The sequence below is a fragment of the Glaciecola sp. HA4-3 genome, from assembly GCF_055693685.1.
Genome location: NZ_CM146340.1, coordinates 2,884,347 through 2,902,265, shown reverse-complemented (window position 1 = coordinate 2,902,265; position 17,919 = coordinate 2,884,347). Strand labels below are relative to the sequence as shown.

Sequence of the window (17,919 nt, the reverse complement as noted above, 5' to 3'; positions counted from 1 at the left end):
CATGTACTTGTATCATTTTGGTATTCGCCAGCTTCCTTTTACATTAACTCCTAATACGCAGTTCTTTTTTGGTTTGCCTAGCCATAATGAAGCGTTAAATGTACTTAAAACGGCCTTACACTCAGGCGAAGGTTTTATTAAAGTTAGCGGTGAAGTGGGAACGGGCAAAACATTGGTTTGCAGAAAGCTATTAAACGAATTGAGCGAGGGTTTTGTACCGGCCTATATTCCTAACCCGTATTTGTCACCAAGTGAACTTCGACATGTTGTTGCCAGTGAGTTAGCTGTAGAGCTATCTGACAACAGTGATCAACAAGAGTTTACGCAAGCCTTACAAGAAAGGTTGATTGAGATTAGAAAGCAAGGCAAAGCCGTTGTGTTAATCATTGACGAAGCTCAGGCGCTGCCTGATGAAAGTATTGAAGCATTGCGCTTGATGACTAATCTTGAAACCGAATCAGCCAAGCTTATGCAGGTTATTTTATTTGGCCAACCTGAATTAAATGACAAGTTAGCACAGGATAAGCTGCGCCAGTTGCGTCAAAGAATTACCTTCTCTTATGAATTAAAAGCGCTTGATGCTGACCAGATTTATCAATATGTGAATCATAGAATGACGGTGGCAGGATATGACAGGCAAACACCTGTATTTTCAATGCAAGTATGTAAACTTTTATGCAAAGCGTCCAAGGGAACCCCTAGAATAATTAATACCCTGTGTCATAAATCGTTAATGTTAGCGTTTGGCGAAAACCACAAGGTGGTATCTAAAAAACAGTTGAAACTTGCAATTGATGATACCGAAGCAGCACTAGCTAATATGAGCATGCAATGGTTACCGTGGGCCTTACCTGCAGCGATTACTTCTATTGTCGTCATCAGCACACTAATTGTAGGAGTGGAGTTTAACACTACCTATGATTATCTACTTAGCGCTTTAAGGGGTGCTCAGTAGTGAGTGTAATTAATAAGATGCTTCAAGATTTAGAGAGTCGTCGTGTACAAACCGGCAACGCTAATTATGTGCCGCCACAAAAAAAGCGAATCAATTATTCGCTTGTTATTATTTGTGTTAGTTGTTTGTTTGCGCTGATAATTTTATCAAAGCTTTACTTAGCTAGCCTTGAAAAGACTCAATATGAAACACTAGGTTTATCTGATAGTGCAAACAGCAGTGAAGTTTTAGGCCTTCCTCAGCAGGCTTATTTATCAGATTCGACGCCAATTGAGTCACAAATAAGCCTTTCACTTGACCTAATTGACGATACTCAAGAACGCAACTCAGTAATTGAGGCGACACAGAAACCTCGTGCATTGACGCAACCGTTGCCAAATCCTTCTACAACACAAAGCCCCGAACAAGACACTATTGAAAAGCAATTCGAGCAAGTTTTGCCACTAGCATCAGATATACAGCAATTGGCAAGTAGTATAGGGCCTGCTGAGCAAGCAGAGCCTGTTGAACTGCAAATAGAAGAATCAAATTTTAAAGTTACACCCAGTACCACACACGATACAAGTATTTCAAAGCTCAGAGCGCAGGCGCACCTAGCATCACAGCGCAATGATACGACACAAGTCATTCACCTGCTGAGCCGTATTATCAGCTTGTCGCCGGATGAACCAAAATCAAGAAAACAATTAGCGTCACTTTTATTTTCTAAAGGGGAGCTTGAAAAAACCCACAGCATATTAACCGAAGGGCTACAAATATCACCTAATGATTTGAGCATGCGTCTTATGTTAGGGCGGATTTATTTCAAAAGTGAACGCAGTCAAGAAGCGTTTCTGACATTAAAAGCGGCGCCATTTAAAAGCAATATGAGCAATGATTTCCTAAGCTTTAGGGCAGCTCTTGCAGAGCAGGTAGGCGAGTATGAATGGGCGAAAAATGATTATCAAATACTTGTTCAACGAAACCCCAAAGAGGCAAAGTGGTGGCTTGGCTTGGGCATTAGCCAAGACAAACTAAAAGACTCTGAACAGGCTATAGCGGCATACGAACAAGCAAAAGTACTTAACCAACTCTCTCAAGCAGTTGACGATTTTGTAAAACAACGTATTTATTTACTTGCGAGGCAATCGTAATGGCTACTGCACCTAAACTGAGACTAGGAGACTTACTTGTTCAAAACGGGTTAATTAACGATGAGCAACTCAAACAGGCTTTGGCAGAACAACGTCAATCGGGTCGAAAGTTGGGAGCCGCTATTGTTTCGCTTGGTATGGTGACGGAATATCAGCTTCTTGAGCTTTTATCTGAGCATTTGAAAGTACCACTAATCGTTATTCCCGAATATAAAATTAATCCAAATACTGTGCGTTTATTACCTGAGATCCAAGCACGTCGATACCGAGCACTTGTACTGGATGATAAAGGAGATCATTTATTAGTTGGTATGAGTGATCCTGGCGACATTAACGCAGTGGATGAGCTTAGTGCAAAATTGCCCAAACCAATTGAAGTGGCAGTTGTAAGTGAAAATGAGCTATTTGATGCTTATGAAAATTTTTATCGCAAAACCGAGGAGATAGCCTCGTTTGCCCAAGAGCTTGCTGATGAATATCAAGACGAAAGTGAATTCCAACTTAGCACAAGTATGTCTGATGATGAGGACAACGTTGTTGCAAAACTACTTCAGTCTATTTTTGAAGATGCGGTTATTGCTAAAGCATCGGATATTCATATTGAGCCTGACGAAAAACAACTGCGGATTCGTCAACGAGTAGATGGCATGCTTCAGGAAAATATTATTCAAGAGGCGAATATTGCTGCAGCTCTTGTCTTGCGTTTGAAGTTAGTGTCTGGCTTAGACATCTCTGAAAAAAGATTGCCACAAGATGGGCGAGCACAAATTACAGTCAAGAATCATAAGATTGATGTGCGGATATCTACGATGCCCGTCCAACAAGGTGAGTCTGTGGTAATGCGTTTACTCGACCAGTCGCAAGGTGTCTTGGGCTTAGAAGAAACAGGAATGCCCGCAGACATTATCGCTCGTTTTAGAGGGATGCTGCATCGACCACATGGCATGATTTTGGTTACTGGGCCAACAGGCTCGGGCAAGACAACCACCTTATATGGCGCCTTAAACGAGTTAAACAAAGCTGAAAGTAAGATCATTACCGTTGAAGACCCGGTCGAATATCGATTACCTAGAATCAACCAAGTTCAGGTTAATCCAAAAATTGACTTAACATTTTCACATGTATTAAGAACAACCTTAAGACAAGATCCCGACATCATTATGGTGGGTGAAATGCGAGACCATGAGACCGTTGAGATAGGTCTTCGTGGCGCACTAACAGGTCACCTTGTATTATCTACTTTGCATACTAACGACGCAATCAGCAGTGCTATTCGTCTTCTAGATATGGGTGCTCCTGGTTATTTGGTTGCCAGCTCTCTTAAAGCAATTGTCGCACAGCGCTTGGTGCGCCGAGTATGTGACAATTGCGGCGAACCTGAACAAGTTACTCAAGAGCACCGTATCTGGTTAGCTCAACTAGAACCAGCGTTAGCAAACTTTAATTTTAAAAAAGGTAAAGGTTGTCAGCGTTGTAACTACACGGGGTATCGGGGTCGTATTGGTGTATTTGAGCTTTTACAACTTAATGAAGAAATGATGAATGCGCTTAAAAATGGTGATATTACTGAGTTTTCTTCTGCTGCGGCCAAAAGTCCAGGCTTTAGAAGTTTAGCTCAAGCTGCCTTGGACTATGCGAAACAGGGTGTTATTAGCCTTGATGAGGTGATGCGCTTGGTTGAAATGGTACAAGAAGTTAATGTACCTAGTGCTGAAACGCAAAACCATACACCTGTACAAGATGATGTAGAAGTATCAGATAAAACACCGCAAAATGACTTAGGTTCAGGCTTTACGCTTGAGGACCCACAATAATGCCGGTTTTTGAGTATAAAGGCAGAAAAGCAAGTGGTGATATTGAGTCAGGTAAACTTGAGTCATCAGACGAATCTGCCGTTGCCAAGATCTTAATTGGCCGCTCAATCATTCCTATTAACATTGTTGCAGTGAAAAATAACAATAGTGATAAATCACAAAAAGTTGAGAAGGTTGGGGTACTAACGCCGCAAGTAAGTTTGTCAGACTTGATTATTTTTGCACGCCAGATGTATTCATTATCAAAGGCCGGGATACCAATAATCAGAGCCGTTAGTGGACTTTCTTCAACAAAGAGTTTGCGCTTGCGTCAATCTTATATCGATATTATTGCCAGCCTTGAAAAAGGACGCAGTTTTTCTTCAGCCCTTGCTCAACACCCCAAGATATTTTCTCAGCTTTTTGTATCGGTTGTGCACGTTGGTGAAAATACAGGGCGATTAGATGAAGCTTTTCTGCAGTTAGCGAAGTATCTTGAGCGAGAGCAGCAAACAAGAAAACAGATTAAAAGCGCCACAAGGTATCCAATATTTGTGGTCATAGCTTTGATAGCGGCGCTTGTCATCATGAACATTTTTGTCATTCCGGTTTTTGCGGATATGTTTTCAAAATTCGATACACAATTACCCACCATGACACTTTTCTTGCTTGGCATGTCAGACTTTTTTATCAACCAGTGGTACGTATTACTTGGTTTTATATTGGTATTATTTTTCATAACAAAAAATTACATAGATACCCAATCAGGACGAGTTCAGTGGGATCATTGGAAAATAAGGGCTCCTATCATTGGGCCAATAATTGAGCGAAGTCTTTTGGCGCGATTCTCAAGAAGTTTCTCGATGATGCTCAAATCAGGTGTACCGTTAACGTCAGCTTTATCACTAGTGGCTGATGCTGTTAGCAATGCATACATGAGCAAAGCGATTATAGAGATGCGACGAAGTATTGAAAAAGGAGACAGTTTAACAAGGGTGGCAAATGGCAGTGGACTTTTTACGCCTTTGGTATTGCAAATGATAAGTGTAGGTGAAGAAACCGGACGTGTTGATGAGTTGCTTGAAGAGGTATCTGATTTCTACGAACGAGAAGTTGATTATGACTTAACTAGTTTAACATCAAAAATTGAACCGATACTTATTTCTATTGTGGCGGCAATGGTGTTGGTACTTGCATTAGGAATATTTACACCAATGTGGGACATGATGGGCGCAGTGAGCTAGTGCTTGAAGCGAAGAAATCGGTGTCGGTAAGGTTGTTTTACGCGATTATGGTAGTTCTTATTATCGCGTTACTTATGGCGGTTTGGGCTAAGCGTTTGTTCAATGAGCCAGCAGGTTGGCAACACGTGAGTGCATCAATGTTACACCAAACCATGACGAAGGGCTTGGAAAGCATTTATTGGCAATGGCAACAAGAAGGGAGACCTTCGATGATTATTTACCGTCCAGATGCTCGGATAATGCAAGCTAAAGATGTCGGCGTTGAGCATACAACTGAAAAAGGGCCAGTGATAGAAAGTGATGCTAAAACGCCAATGATGAGTCAAGTAAAGATGACTAATAATGGCGCACCACAGATAGACACAACGCAAGCTGGATGTGAAACATTGATACATTTTTTTATTGATGTGGATAACTTAAAAGCAAAACTTGAGATTAATTTTCTTGAGGCAAATGAAGATAAGTCCTTAATTGACGAGGTTCAGGGCGAAAAATGTCAATTTTTGTTTCAAGAAAATGAAATTTTATACGATATAAAGACAGCACAAGTAGAGTTTTTTAACGCGGAGTAAAGCATGTCGATAGCGAATGTTAAAGCCAAGCAGTCGGGATTCACACTGATTGAATTGGTAATTGTAGTGGTAATCCTAGGTCTACTAGCAGCAACGGCTATTCCACGTTTTTTAAATGTAACAGAAGAAGCTGAAGACTCGACGGTAGAAGGCGTGGCCGGAGGCTTTGCAACGGGTGTCGGCTTGGTAAGAGCGCAATGGGAAATCGAAGCAAGGCCTACGTTCAACCAAGGTGCAAACCAATCATTTGTCACCATCGAAGGCCTAACGGTCGGTGTTGACGGTGATACAGGATACCCAACTGGCAGCTTGAGTAATGATGCTAGTTCTGAGGATATTGCCATCAGCGCCGAGGACTGTGCCAGTATTTTCTCATTGATTATGCAAAGCTCACCGCGCATTACCACCGTTTGGAATCCAGCTTTAGCAGATGAATTTACGTATTTTGCAAATGTCGATGTTGGAAATGGTGTAGGTGGAAATGACGTATGTCACTACTACCTTTTGCAAACAGTAAAAAATCAAACTAGCGAGCCTGTTTCTGTAAATGAAGGAAACGGGTTTATATATGATGCTCGTATCGGGCAAGTGCAAGTATTTAGTAATAATTAATTTACATACCAATAGTTAGGAGCTATTTATCATGCAACAACAAAAAGGTTTTACATTAATCGAATTAATCATCGTAATCGTGATTTTAGGCATTTTAGCGGTCACGGCTGCGCCAAGATTTATCGATATCCAATCTGATGCCCGTGTTTCAGCGTTAGAGGGTGTGAAAGGAGCAATGCAGGGTGCGTCTCAGCTTGTATATGCAAAATCGGCTATCGGCGGTGAACAAAAAGATGAAGTAGGTTCGGTTCAAATTCAAGGTGTTGCGGTTGCCACGCAGTGGGGTTACCCAAACGCTGATGATTTAAGCACATTTGCCAATCTTCAAAACTTTGTCGATATAAGCAGTTCAGATTTTCAAACGGTTATTGATGCATCAAATGCTTCAGATGGTCTTTCAAGCAAAGTGCGCGTGCTATTTGCAGGTGATGCGGTAACAGTAGCGTGTTATCTAGAGTATGAAGAAGCAACGGCAGAAGGTGACGTACCAGCGTTTACTGTCGTGTCGACAGATTGCTAAATATGCAGCTCCTAAGGTATGTACTTATTTGGTCAACCTTGCTTGCAAGGTGCAACTAAGTTGAATCGGGCTCAATCAGGTTTTACGCTGGTTGAGCTTGTGACTACCTTATTAATTATAGGTATTCTTGCCATAGCAGTAGCGCCTCGGTTTGAAGGTAGTGCAGGCTATTCAGAGTTTACTTATCAAAGTCGTTTGCTAAGTGCAATGCGCAATATACAGCTTAAAGCGATGTTTGATACAAGGGCAAACGTTTGCTATACGATGGTCTTGGACACATCTACCACGCCTGACTTCGGGCCAACTACAAGTAGCTATTTACCCTCGCAAGTGGCACAATCGTGCATCATCAGTATTGATCTAAATAGTGCTGATTTTCTCAAAAGCCAAACCAACGAAATTGCTCAAGCAGGTGTAAGTTTTACCGCGAGCGACAATGGTAATGCGATCAACTTTATTCAATTTGATAGCTTAGGTAAGCCGATTACATCACAATCAAACTGTCAAGTTGGCTGTGAGCTTGTTTTTACTGGTGAACAACAAGCAAAAGTCTGTATTGAATCGCAAGGATATATATATGCATGCGAGTAAAGGCTTTACACTTATAGAGATTGTCGTTGGGATAGTACTATTTTCAATAGCGCTGGTAACAATTGTCTCGGTTATCATGCCTCAGGCAAGACAAAGCATTGATCCTATCTTGCAAGTGAGGGCTTTAACTCTATCACAATCTTTATTGAGCGAAATTACCACTAAAGCCTTCGATGAAGCATCTTTACAATCTGTCGGGCAGACCGCTTGTGGCGGTGGGCAACTTTGCACGAGTGCGGGATTGTTGGGCGCCGAATCAGGTGAAAATAGATCATCATATGATGATGTTGACGACTATAATGGCTTGGTATTATCAGGGCCAGATATTGCTAACTCAAGTGGCCTTGGGTTATCTAGTGCAAGTACTGACCTTTTCAAGGGGTTTCAAGCAAACATCCAAGTTTTTTATGACGCCAATCAAGATGGCATTAATGATGCTGATACAAATGCTGATGGCAACGTAGACGATGCGTCACTACGAGCAGATATGAAACTCATCTCTATTCAGATTACGACCCCAAGCGGCGATATCATTGCGTTTGCAGCCTATCGAGCGAATTATTGATGAGAAGATTAGTATTTAAAGAGTCTTCAAGCAGCTATCAAGGTGGCTTTACCTTAATAGAACTTATTATCGTAATTGTTCTATTAGGCATCGTATCCATTAGTATCAGTCAAATTATCCGAGGTGCGATGCAAGCGGTAATTGATGTCAACGAGCGCGAGAATCTAGTGCGAGAGGGAAGCTTCTTAGTAGAGCGTCTAGATCGAGAACTTAGTCGCGCCGTGCCAAATTCAGTTCGTATCAGCGCAAATGCAAATGTGCATTGCCTTGAATTTGTGCCGCTCAAATGGAACGCTCTATATCTAAGTCTGCCACTTGCTTCGCTTTCTCAATCAGATGCGAATGTTGTTGAACTATCTGATATAAATGGCAATTTATTTGTACCCAATATTAACGATTCGGTCATTGTGTACCCTACACAAGTGGAACAGGTTTATGATGCAAGCTTGCTGCGCAAAAGACAGTTAACGTCTTGTAGTGACGATGATTCAGACTGCTCAACATTTGGTGACAGTGATCAAGTCACACAGCTTTCATTTGATGGCGGATTTGCAACATTCTCACCGTCTAGAAGAATGTATTTTGCAGACCAAGCAATCAGTTATTGTGTGCGTAATGGACAAGTTTTTCGCCACGAAAATACTATCAATACTAGTCAAACTCTTTACACAACAGGTGGCGTGTTAATGGCTCAGAATGTGGTCAATCAACTGGGCCCCTCTGCAACAAATGGGGATCAAAATCCTTTTAAAGCGCTTAGCCAATCTGCAAGGCGAAATGCATCAACACAATTACTGTTTATTTTTGGACGAGAAGATGAAGCCGTGACTTTTTTAAATGAGGTGCAAATCCCAAATGTACCCTAATTACGATCACAAACTTGGTGGTTTAATGCCTCGGCAACGAGGTAATATGCTGGTGATGTCTTTATTTATTATCATTGTGGTTGGCTTATTAGCCATATCCTTAGTGAATATTGTTTCTTCTTCCTCTAATACTACCATTAGCCAAATTTATGGTATCCGCGCTGAACAGGCGGCGGATGCCGGTATACAAAGACTTTTGCAAATTTCATTTCCAGCAAACAGCGCGGCTCAAGCGTGTTCTCAAACCATTAGTTCAAGTGCTAGTTTTTCAAATGTAGATGGCTTACGAGAATGCACTTATCAAGCACAGTGCACAAGTAACACTATTGAATTTGAAAATGAAGACTATCGCTATTACAAGTTTACCAGCACAGGTGCTTGTGTTATCGATACGAACCTTGTGAGTCGAACAGTGTCAGTAGACGCCATCGAAAAGCTGCTTCCTTAAAAACAAACCGTGTTTATTCATTATTTTATAGAACTTTATTCGACAGTTAAGTACTAAACACTGTCGCTTATCCATTACGCATGAAGCGAAAGTTGCAGCATTTGCCATGCATTGCTACATTTAGTGTAATAAAAATACATATTTTAGTGAGTGTAACTAGGGAAATTCAATCACTTAGGTTACACTATTGTCATTTAGTTAAACCCAATAATTCTAAAGGCTTTCCATGTTTAAAAAGCTTCGAGGCATGTTCTCAAATGACCTCTCAATCGACCTCGGTACAGCAAACACGTTAATCTACGTCAAAGACAACGGCATTGTACTTAATGAACCTTCTGTTGTAGCAATCAGACAAGAGCGAGCCGGCGGACCAAAAAGTGTCGCTGCAGTAGGCCATAATGCAAAACAAATGTTAGGTCGTACTCCAGGTAATATTAAAGCAATACGCCCTATGAAAGACGGTGTTATTGCAGACTTTTATGTCACCGAGAAAATGTTACAGCACTTTATTAAACAAGTTCACGATAATAATTTTCTTCGTCCTTCTCCTCGTGTGCTTGTGTGTGTGCCATGCGGTTCTACACAAGTAGAAAGACGCGCTATTAGAGAGTCAGCATTAGGTGCTGGAGCTCGTGATGTTTACCTAATAGATGAGCCTATGGCTGCGGCAATCGGGTCGGGTTTACCTGTTTCAGAAGCAACAGGTTCGATGGTGGTTGATATTGGTGGTGGTACAACAGAAGTTGCAATTATATCGTTAAATGGTGTTGTGTATTCGTCTTCAGTTCGCATTGGTGGAGATAAGTTTGATGAAGCAATTATTAATTATATAAGACGTAATTTTGGTTCACTGATTGGTGAAGCAACTGCTGAGCGCATTAAGCACGAAATTGGCGCCGCTTATCCTGGAGAAGAAGTTCGAGAAATTGAAGTTCGTGGAAGAAATCTTGCTGAAGGTGTACCAAGAGGCTTTACTTTAAATTCAAATGAGATTTTAGAAGCCTTACAAGAGCCACTGTCAGGCATTGTAAGTGCTGTAATGGTCGCGCTTGAACAATCGCCACCTGAATTAGCCTCTGATATTTCGGAGCGAGGTATGGTGTTGACGGGCGGTGGTGCTTTGCTCAAAGATATTGACAGGCTATTAATGGAAGAGACAGGTATTCCTGTTGTGATTGCTGATGATCCTTTGACTTGTGTAGCAAGAGGAGGCGGTAAGGCTTTTGATATGATTGATTTACACGGTGGCGATCTATTCAGCTTTGAATAGATAACTTGTTTTTTTATACTAGATAAGTGATTGTAAAGGCAGGCTAATACTTGCCTTTTTTTGCATATGAATGAAGTTTTTGCTCGCGGCCCATCATTATTTACGCGCCTATGTATCGTATTGATACTCTCGGTGTTAGCAATGGTGGTCGACTTAAAAGTAGAGAAAGTTTCAGTCTTTAGGACCTATCTCACCTCGCTCGTAAGTCCCCTGCAGTATGTTGCTGATATGCCTTAGTGCGATTTTAGATTGGAGTGCAGCCAGATTTAGCTCAAGACAAACCTTACTTGAAGAAAATGATCGTTTGACGAGCCAAATGACCTTGATGAATCAAAAGCTTCAGCGCTTTGTAGTGCTAGAGACTGAAAACAATAACTTACGCAAGCTCTTAGATGGAACTCCTAATCAAGAGATGCATAGAATGATTGCAGAGTTAATGGCGGTCGACAATAACCCCTATAGCCATCAAATTGTGATCAACAAAGGCACTATAGATGGTGTATATCTTGACCAAGCTGTATTAGATGATTCGGGTATTGTGGGACAAATTGTAGAAGTTAGTACAACAAATAGTCGAGTCTTGCTAATTTCCGACATAACGCATGCCATACCGGTTCGCATTAATCGAAATAACGTTAGTCTGGTTGCCAGTGGCACAGGGAGTATTAATGAATTGACACTTGAACATGTTCCCCACAGTGCAGACGTTCAAGAAGGTGATTTATTGGTCTCATCCGGTTTAGGAAATGTATTTCCAGAAGGGTTTCCAGTTGCAGTGGTTGATGAAATTATTACAGATGAGAGTAAGCCATTTGCACAAATAAGAGTGCGACCTACTGCTAAGTTAGACCGTTTAAAATACTTATTATTGTTATGGCCTAGTGAGCTTGCGCCCGAGGATGCAATCGCTCCTAATGATATGAGCTTGCAAGATAACGTAACTAAGGCCGACAGTGATGAAGAGTAATCGTACGTTCATTTTGTTTACTATTCTTATTGGCGTCATACTTCAGATTATTCCTATGCCACCTGATATAGACTTCTATCGCCCAGATTGGCTGTTACTTATTCTAATATATTGGTGTATGGCATTGCCTTTTAGAGTGGGTGTAGGCACTGCCGCGCTTGCAGGCGTATTACTCGATTTACTCTACGGCACGGTATTAGGAGTACACAGCTTCGCACTTGCAGTACCGATATACCTTGTAGCATCTAATTATCAACGTTTACGAAACTATTCGATGATTCAGCAGTCTTTTATGGTATTGGTACTGTGTGTTTTTTATCATTTATTAGTCTATTGGTTGCAATACGCCCTGACGGGTATTGAGTTTCGTTACGACTATCTATGGCCCGCATTTACATCAGCCTTGTTTTGGCCATGGTTATTTTGGCTATTACGAAAGTTTAGACGTAATTTAGGGGTCTCGTAATAAATGAGTGTGAATCAGATTGTATTGGCTTCTGCATCTGAGCGCAGACAAACCTTGCTAAAATACATCGTTAAAGAATTTGAAGTGCGCTCAGCAGATATCGATGAGTCGCCAATACCCGACGAATCGACACTTGATCTTGTAAAACGTTTATCGTATTCCAAAGCATATAAGGTACAACAGAGCATCAGCGATAGTCTTGTAATTGGTTCTGATACGGTTGTAGAGGTAAATAATCTAGCCTTGGGAAAACCAGAGGACTATGACGATTTTTGCGCCATGATGGCGATGTTAAGTGGGAATACACACACGGTGCATACAGGGGTTTGTGTGTTAGGAGCAAAGAAAGAGCATTATTGCGTAGTGAGCACTCAAGTGACTATGAGTGAAATCAGCGACAATGATAAATTGGCATACTGGCGTACAAATGAGCCGCTAGATAAAGCGGGTGGATATGCTATACAAGGAATTGGTGGGCAATTTGTTAAATCGATAAATGGTTCTTTTACTGCGGTCGTGGGCTTACCAGTATTTGAAACAAAGCAAGCAATCAAACAGTGTTTAGAACCCAAACAAGAGGAAGTATTTTTGATATGAGTGCAGAGCTATTAATTAATGTTACGCCTTCTGAATCCAGGGTGGCACTCATTGAAAATGGTATTTTGCAAGAAATCCATATCGAGAGGCATACCAAAAAGGGCTTAGTTGGCAACATTTACAAAGGCAAAGTATCAAGAGTTCTTCCCGGAATGCAGGCTGCTTTTGTTGATATCGGTTTGGACAAAGCTGCTTTTTTACATGCTTCTGACATCGCAATTTACGATGAATTACGTGACGATGTGAGCCCTTCACAGATTGAAATAAAAGATATTCGCGAGCTTGTAAAAGATGGCCAACCTATCGTTGTGCAAGTGGTGAAAGATCCTATTGGTACAAAAGGCGCAAGACTGACTACCGACATCACCTTGCCCTCTCGCTATCTTGTTTTGATGCCTTCTGTTACGCATGTTGGGGTGTCTCAAAAAATTGAAGAAGAAGCAGAGAGAACTCGATTAAAAGAAATTATCAATGACATGTGCGATGACGATGGTGGCTTTATCTTGCGCACCGCTGCAGAGGGCGTAAACGAGCATGAGCTAAAGCAGGATGCTGAGTTTTTGAAACGCTTGTGGGTAAAGATAAAATCCCGTAAAAAATCAAATAAGATCCAGGTACTCTACGAGGATTTACCTGTCGCTAGACGAGTGCTGCGAGACTTTGTCGGCACGCAAATAGAACGCATACGAATTGATTCAAATCTTACTTTTCAAGAGTTAACCTCTTTTACTAGCGAATATGTCCCTGAATTAAGCAGCAAGCTTGAATACTATCAAGGCGAGTTGCCGATTTTTGACTTATATGACGTTGAAAATGAACTTCAACGTGCGCTTGGGCGTCGCGTTGATTTGAAATCTGGTGGCTATTTGATCATAGACCAGACAGAAGCAATGACAACAATCGATATAAATACCGGTGCATTTGTTGGGCATAGAAACTTAGAAGAAACCATTTTCAATACAAATATAGAGGCAACATCTGCGATTGCACGACAATTACGCTTGCGCAATCTAGGCGGTATGATATTGATCGATTTCATTGATATGACGGTTGATGACCACAAGCGAAGAGTCCAACATTCACTAGAAAGCGCGATGAATAAAGATAGAGCAAAATCAAATATTCATGGCTATACATCCTTAGGGTTAATAGAGATGACTCGTAAACGTACTCGAGAGTCATTAGAGCATCTTCTATGTGGTGAATGTCCCGCCTGTAAGGGAAGAGGCAGTATCAAAACAGTAGAAACGACTTGTTTTGAGATTACTCGAGAAGTAGTAAGAGTTAACAAAGCGTATAATGCCGATAAATTCGTGATTTATGGCTCACCGATTGTGACAGACGCGTTACTTGGAGAAGAGTCTCATATTCTTGCAGAGCTCGAAGCATTTGTAGGTAAACAAATAAAAGTGTTAACCGAACCACTTTATCACCAAGATAAATTTGATGTGGTCATGATGTGAATAAGCTCAACGCAGCGCTTAGCTATACCATTAGGAAAATATGGACGCTTCTAGCGATTCTACTGGTGCTTATTGCCCTGTCGGTGAGTTTACTTCGCTATTCATTACCTTACCTTGATGATCACAAGCACCATTTAGAAGACTTTATTTCTGCTCAATATGACATTGAGGTGGACATAGGAGAACTATCTGCTAATTGGGCGCCTTCTGGCCCAATTTTAGTGCTACGAGATTTGACGGTCGTTTCATCAACGCAATCTTCGATGTCTATGAATGTATCTGAAGTATTAATCGGTATTGAGTTTTGGCCAAGCATTGCTGCTATGACATTGCAAAGTAATCAAGTGTCTCTTCAATCTCTTTTGGTGAAACTCGATTTACAAGCGGTAACCGAATCACAGGGTGATTCATCTTTAGTAAGCAGTTTAGAGAAAGTGTTTTTACAGCGCCTATCAAGTTTCTCAATCAATGATAGCCAAGTGATAGTGATCAATGATGAGCTTTCAAAAACGGTTAATATTGACCAACTTTCGTGGACGAATAAAGGTAATCGTCATCAAGGTGTCGGTAGATTTGGCCTAGGCGACACGCGACAAAACAATGCAAAGTTTATACTAGATTTAACAAGTGAATTATCTGGCTATGAAGGCGTATTTTATGCGCTAGCGCAAGATCTAGAGCTATCACACTGGTTTAGTGATTCTTCAGCACTTTCTGACTATGTGGATACAAGCAACAGTAGTTTTGAAACATGGGCGCAAATTCGTAATGGCCGATTGTTCAGGGTTGATGGCGAGCTATTTCCTACGACCATGAGATTGAGCGATAACGGTTTTATTGTTGATACACAGTTAAGTGCGAAATTTGCTGGCGAGTTGATACAAGACACATGGCATTTCTTAGTGGACGATGTAAAGCTAAGCAATAACCAACGGCAGTTTAATACTTCATTTACAGGTCAGTATTCAAACCATAAAGTGCAATTAGCGCTAGCAGAACCGACACCAATAAAACCAATACTGCCTTTATTGGGCTTATTATCAATTCCTTTATCAGATCAACTTGCCCTTATTGATATGCAGGGTAGCTTAAGCACATTAGAGCTGAGCCTTGTTAATAAAAAGCCTCTTGTTCGTGCTTCATTAGAATCTATTTCGTGGAATGAAGATGAGGGGATTGTTGGATTACAGGACTTGAGTGTCGATGCGATTTGGGCGGGCAAAGAAGGGCAGTTGAATATCTTTGCGCCTTCACAAAGTTTGGTATCTAATTTTTTGTTCGACCGTCAAGCACAGCTTAATGTCCTCAATATACCGATTGATATTAGCTTAAGAGATGATGTTTTTGTATCGATAGAACAAGGCATAATAGATCTTGATGGTCTTGAAATGGATGTATCACTTGCTTACCGTACAAGTGATAATTTATTGTCGTTGTTTATCAATACACAGTCACTTGACGTAAATTTAATCCCAGATCTCTTACCTAATCGATATATGGGCAAGGCAACAAAGGAATATCTCACGCGTGCATTTTATGGGGAAGGGACAGTCAATCATGCAAAGATACTATGGCATGGACAAGTGGATAGCTTCCCATTTGACGATAGAAGCGGTGTATTTCAAAGCTTAATTGAGATTGATAACGCACAATTTTTATTTTCACCTAAATGGCCTTCACTGTCCGACTTAGATCTATCCTTAAAGTTTGAAAATAATATGCTCAGCATGAAAAGCCCTACAGCAATTTTGGAAGGGGTAGAGCTAAGTGGCCTAGAAGCTCAAATACCACAGCTACGTTCTGATGCTTTATTAACAATTGAAGCATTTGCCCAAAGCAATGGTGCTAGTATAGCTGGGTTAATGCAAGACAGTTCATTAAAAGAAACCTTAGGCAATGTGTTAAACAAGCACGTCTTAATTGACGGCGACTTGTCTACTCAATTGAGACTCGATATTCCACTGAGCACACCTGCAAATACAGTTGCATCGGGCGACATATATTTTGATAATAATGTTATAAATATCCCATCAATTGCTTTATCTCTAGAAGATTCAATGGGAAGTTTGTCATTCATTAACGGTGATATTTCTATTGAAGGGCTTGAGGCGAGCGTGCTCTCTCAAATGGTGTATGTTGACCTTCAAGGAAAGCAAACAGGCCCCCAATACATCATAGATACAAATTGGCGTGGTCGTTGGGATTTAAACCAACTTAGTCAAACGATATCTAAAGAGTTTGGCGACTACTTTGAAGGTGAAAGTGACTGGCGCCTAGTTAGTCAAATTCAAACTGAAAAGGCAGCTGTATCCTATACCGCTTTGCTTGAAAGTGATCTTGTTGGTACTAAAAACAATTTGCCTGTACCTTTTGCAAAAGATACAAGTGCAAAGCGCCCACTTTTGATCAGTGCATCAGGGAACGAGCTAACCTCTAAAGTAGAGATTTCAATTGATAATGTGGCTAGGTTTGACGGTGCGCTTGTGCATAAAGACAAACAGTTCAGTCGAGCACATTTATCTATTGGAGACACTGAGTTTGAAAGTCGAGGACTTGGATTTAGTATTAGTGCGGATTTTGACGACTTATTTGCTCAACAGTGGATTGATGTTGTTAGCGCGTTGCAGCCCAAGACACAAACAACGCAGCAGCCTTTAATTGGATTACCTAAGCGAGTGTTTGTCAATACTGAGAAGTTACATTGGCAAGACCAGACGCTTTCTGATGTCGACCTAATCGCTAAACGTTTTGATGATCAATGGCAACTTGAGCTTGATGCTGATCAAGCGCGCGCAGACATTACCATCCATGATAATCTATTTAGTCAGGGCGTGTTGATTAATGCCGAATATATAAAATTGGAATCAGATCTAAAAGATGAGCAAGAAGAACTTGCTCAAATAAAGTGGGATATCAATCCTCAGACTTTGCCAAGTATAGACTTTACTTGTAAGTCATGTGAAATTTGGGGGCTTGATCTTGGCAGAGTCGAATTAGAGCTTCAACCGAATAATGATGGTCTTAAACTTAGTCAAGTGTTGCTAGAAAATGAGCAAGGTCGAGTATCTGCATCAGGCCAATGGTACAAGCGCAATGATGACCATTTCACATTTATTGGTGGTGATTTGGTGAGTGAAGATTTTGGTCAATATCTGTCAAATCTTGGTTTTGATACGGGTATTCAAGACTCTGAAGCAAATATGTCCTTTGCTTTGACATGGCAAGACTCACCTGTTGATATCGATTTTGCTAATATTGATGGAGAAATCGATTGGCAACTCACTGACGGCTATTTGACTGAAGTGAGTGACAAAGGCTCTAGGATTTTCACTATTTTAAGCCTTAGCTCTTTGGTTCGTAAATTATCTCTAGATTTTAGGGATGTGTTTGCCAAGGGTTTCTTTTATGACAACATGGCTGGAACCGTACAAATCACGCAGGGTAAGGCTGACACTCGAGATACAATCATAAATGGTGCCGCGGGTGATATTGAAATATATGGATACACCGACTTGGCCAATCAGGCTTTAAATTATAATGTAAGTTTTACACCTAACGTGACAGGTAATTTACCGGTATTGCTATTTTTTACTGTAAATCCGCCAAGTGCAATAGCGGCGCTAGCGATTGATCAAGTACTTACATCAGCAAAAGTGATTTCAAACGTCAACTACTCAATTACCGGCACCATAAGTGAGCCAAGTATTGTTGAGACAGGCCGAGATAGCACAGAAGTAGAGCTACCAGCTAGAAGATCAAATGAGGATGACGAGCAGTCTCCTTTTATACCTCCTACTGAAGAAGACTTGTTAGACATTGAACTTCCTGAAAATCAAAGTGATGATTAAAGATCTAAA

Annotated in this window: 16 protein-coding genes and 1 pseudogene; all 17 read left to right on the top strand. The window is 40.9% G+C overall.

The genetic code is table 11. From position 1 onward, the window contains the following. Position 1 precedes the first annotated feature (1 nt). Complete coding sequence (locus tag ACZ1G6_RS13965) at positions 2-955, top strand: ExeA family protein (RefSeq protein WP_472616835.1); 954 nt, start codon at positions 2-4, stop codon at positions 953-955. Then, positions 955-2,088, top strand: coding sequence for a tetratricopeptide repeat protein (locus tag ACZ1G6_RS13960; protein ID WP_472616834.1), 1,134 nt, complete (start codon positions 955-957; stop codon positions 2,086-2,088). The genes ACZ1G6_RS13965 and ACZ1G6_RS13960 overlap by 1 nt, the downstream gene beginning before the upstream one ends. Beyond that, the gene (locus ACZ1G6_RS13955) at positions 2,088-3,902 is read left to right on the top strand and encodes a GspE/PulE family protein (protein ID WP_472616833.1); all 1,815 of its coding nucleotides are present in this window, start codon (positions 2,088-2,090) and stop codon (positions 3,900-3,902) included. The genes ACZ1G6_RS13960 and ACZ1G6_RS13955 overlap by 1 nt, the downstream gene beginning before the upstream one ends. After that, positions 3,902-5,125 (top strand): type II secretion system F family protein, encoded by a 1,224-nt coding sequence (locus tag ACZ1G6_RS13950; protein ID WP_472616832.1) that lies wholly within the window; start codon positions 3,902-3,904, stop codon positions 5,123-5,125. Before ACZ1G6_RS13955 ends, ACZ1G6_RS13950 begins: the two co-directional genes overlap by 1 nt. Further along, on the top strand, positions 5,098-5,697 hold the full coding sequence (locus ACZ1G6_RS13945) for a hypothetical protein (protein WP_472616831.1): 600 nt from the start codon (positions 5,098-5,100) through the stop codon (positions 5,695-5,697). The genes ACZ1G6_RS13950 and ACZ1G6_RS13945 overlap by 28 nt, the downstream gene beginning before the upstream one ends. A gap of 3 nt (positions 5,698-5,700) precedes the next feature. Beyond that, positions 5,701-6,309 (top strand): prepilin-type N-terminal cleavage/methylation domain-containing protein, encoded by a 609-nt coding sequence (locus ACZ1G6_RS13940; protein WP_472616830.1) that lies wholly within the window; start codon positions 5,701-5,703, stop codon positions 6,307-6,309. A 31-nt stretch (positions 6,310-6,340) separates the two neighbouring features. Then, complete coding sequence (locus ACZ1G6_RS13935) at positions 6,341-6,829, top strand: prepilin-type N-terminal cleavage/methylation domain-containing protein (RefSeq protein ID WP_472616829.1); 489 nt, start codon at positions 6,341-6,343, stop codon at positions 6,827-6,829. A 60-nt stretch (positions 6,830-6,889) separates the two neighbouring features. Next, on the top strand, positions 6,890-7,420 hold the full coding sequence (locus ACZ1G6_RS13930) for a prepilin-type N-terminal cleavage/methylation domain-containing protein (RefSeq protein WP_472616828.1): 531 nt from the start codon (positions 6,890-6,892) through the stop codon (positions 7,418-7,420). Beyond that, positions 7,407-7,985: a type IV pilus modification PilV family protein gene (locus tag ACZ1G6_RS13925; protein WP_472616827.1), complete on the top strand. Its 579-nt coding sequence runs from the start codon at positions 7,407-7,409 to the stop codon at positions 7,983-7,985. Before ACZ1G6_RS13930 ends, ACZ1G6_RS13925 begins: the two co-directional genes overlap by 14 nt. Next, positions 7,985-8,851 carry a prepilin-type N-terminal cleavage/methylation domain-containing protein gene (locus ACZ1G6_RS13920; RefSeq protein WP_472616826.1) on the top strand — a complete coding sequence of 289 codons (867 nt, stop codon included), beginning with the start codon at positions 7,985-7,987 and terminating at the stop codon, positions 8,849-8,851. Before ACZ1G6_RS13925 ends, ACZ1G6_RS13920 begins: the two co-directional genes overlap by 1 nt. Beyond that, positions 8,841-9,299, top strand: a complete 459-nt coding sequence (locus tag ACZ1G6_RS13915; RefSeq protein ID WP_472616825.1) for a pilus assembly PilX family protein — start codon at positions 8,841-8,843, stop codon at positions 9,297-9,299. The genes ACZ1G6_RS13920 and ACZ1G6_RS13915 overlap by 11 nt, the downstream gene beginning before the upstream one ends. A gap of 226 nt (positions 9,300-9,525) precedes the next feature. Then, the gene (locus ACZ1G6_RS13910; RefSeq protein WP_472616824.1) at positions 9,526-10,569 is read left to right on the top strand and encodes a rod shape-determining protein; all 1,044 of its coding nucleotides are present in this window, start codon (positions 9,526-9,528) and stop codon (positions 10,567-10,569) included. A 66-nt stretch (positions 10,570-10,635) separates the two neighbouring features. Further along, positions 10,636-11,536 (top strand): annotated as a pseudogene (gene mreC / locus ACZ1G6_RS13905) (rod shape-determining protein MreC). Further along, positions 11,526-12,002: a rod shape-determining protein MreD gene (gene mreD, locus ACZ1G6_RS13900; RefSeq protein ID WP_472616823.1), complete on the top strand. Its 477-nt coding sequence runs from the start codon at positions 11,526-11,528 to the stop codon at positions 12,000-12,002. Before mreC ends, mreD begins: the two are co-directional and overlap by 11 nt. 3 nt (positions 12,003-12,005) lie before the next feature. Further along, positions 12,006-12,599 (top strand): Maf family protein, encoded by a 594-nt coding sequence (locus ACZ1G6_RS13895; RefSeq protein ID WP_472616822.1) that lies wholly within the window; start codon positions 12,006-12,008, stop codon positions 12,597-12,599. Next, positions 12,596-14,062 (top strand): ribonuclease G, encoded by a 1,467-nt coding sequence (gene rng / locus ACZ1G6_RS13890; RefSeq protein ID WP_472616821.1) that lies wholly within the window; start codon positions 12,596-12,598, stop codon positions 14,060-14,062. Before ACZ1G6_RS13895 ends, rng begins: the two co-directional genes overlap by 4 nt. Further along, entirely contained in the window at positions 14,059-17,910 is a 3,852-nt protein-coding gene (locus ACZ1G6_RS13885) for a YhdP family protein (protein WP_472616820.1), read from the top strand. Before rng ends, ACZ1G6_RS13885 begins: the two co-directional genes overlap by 4 nt. Positions 17,911-17,919: the final 9 nt, after the last annotated feature.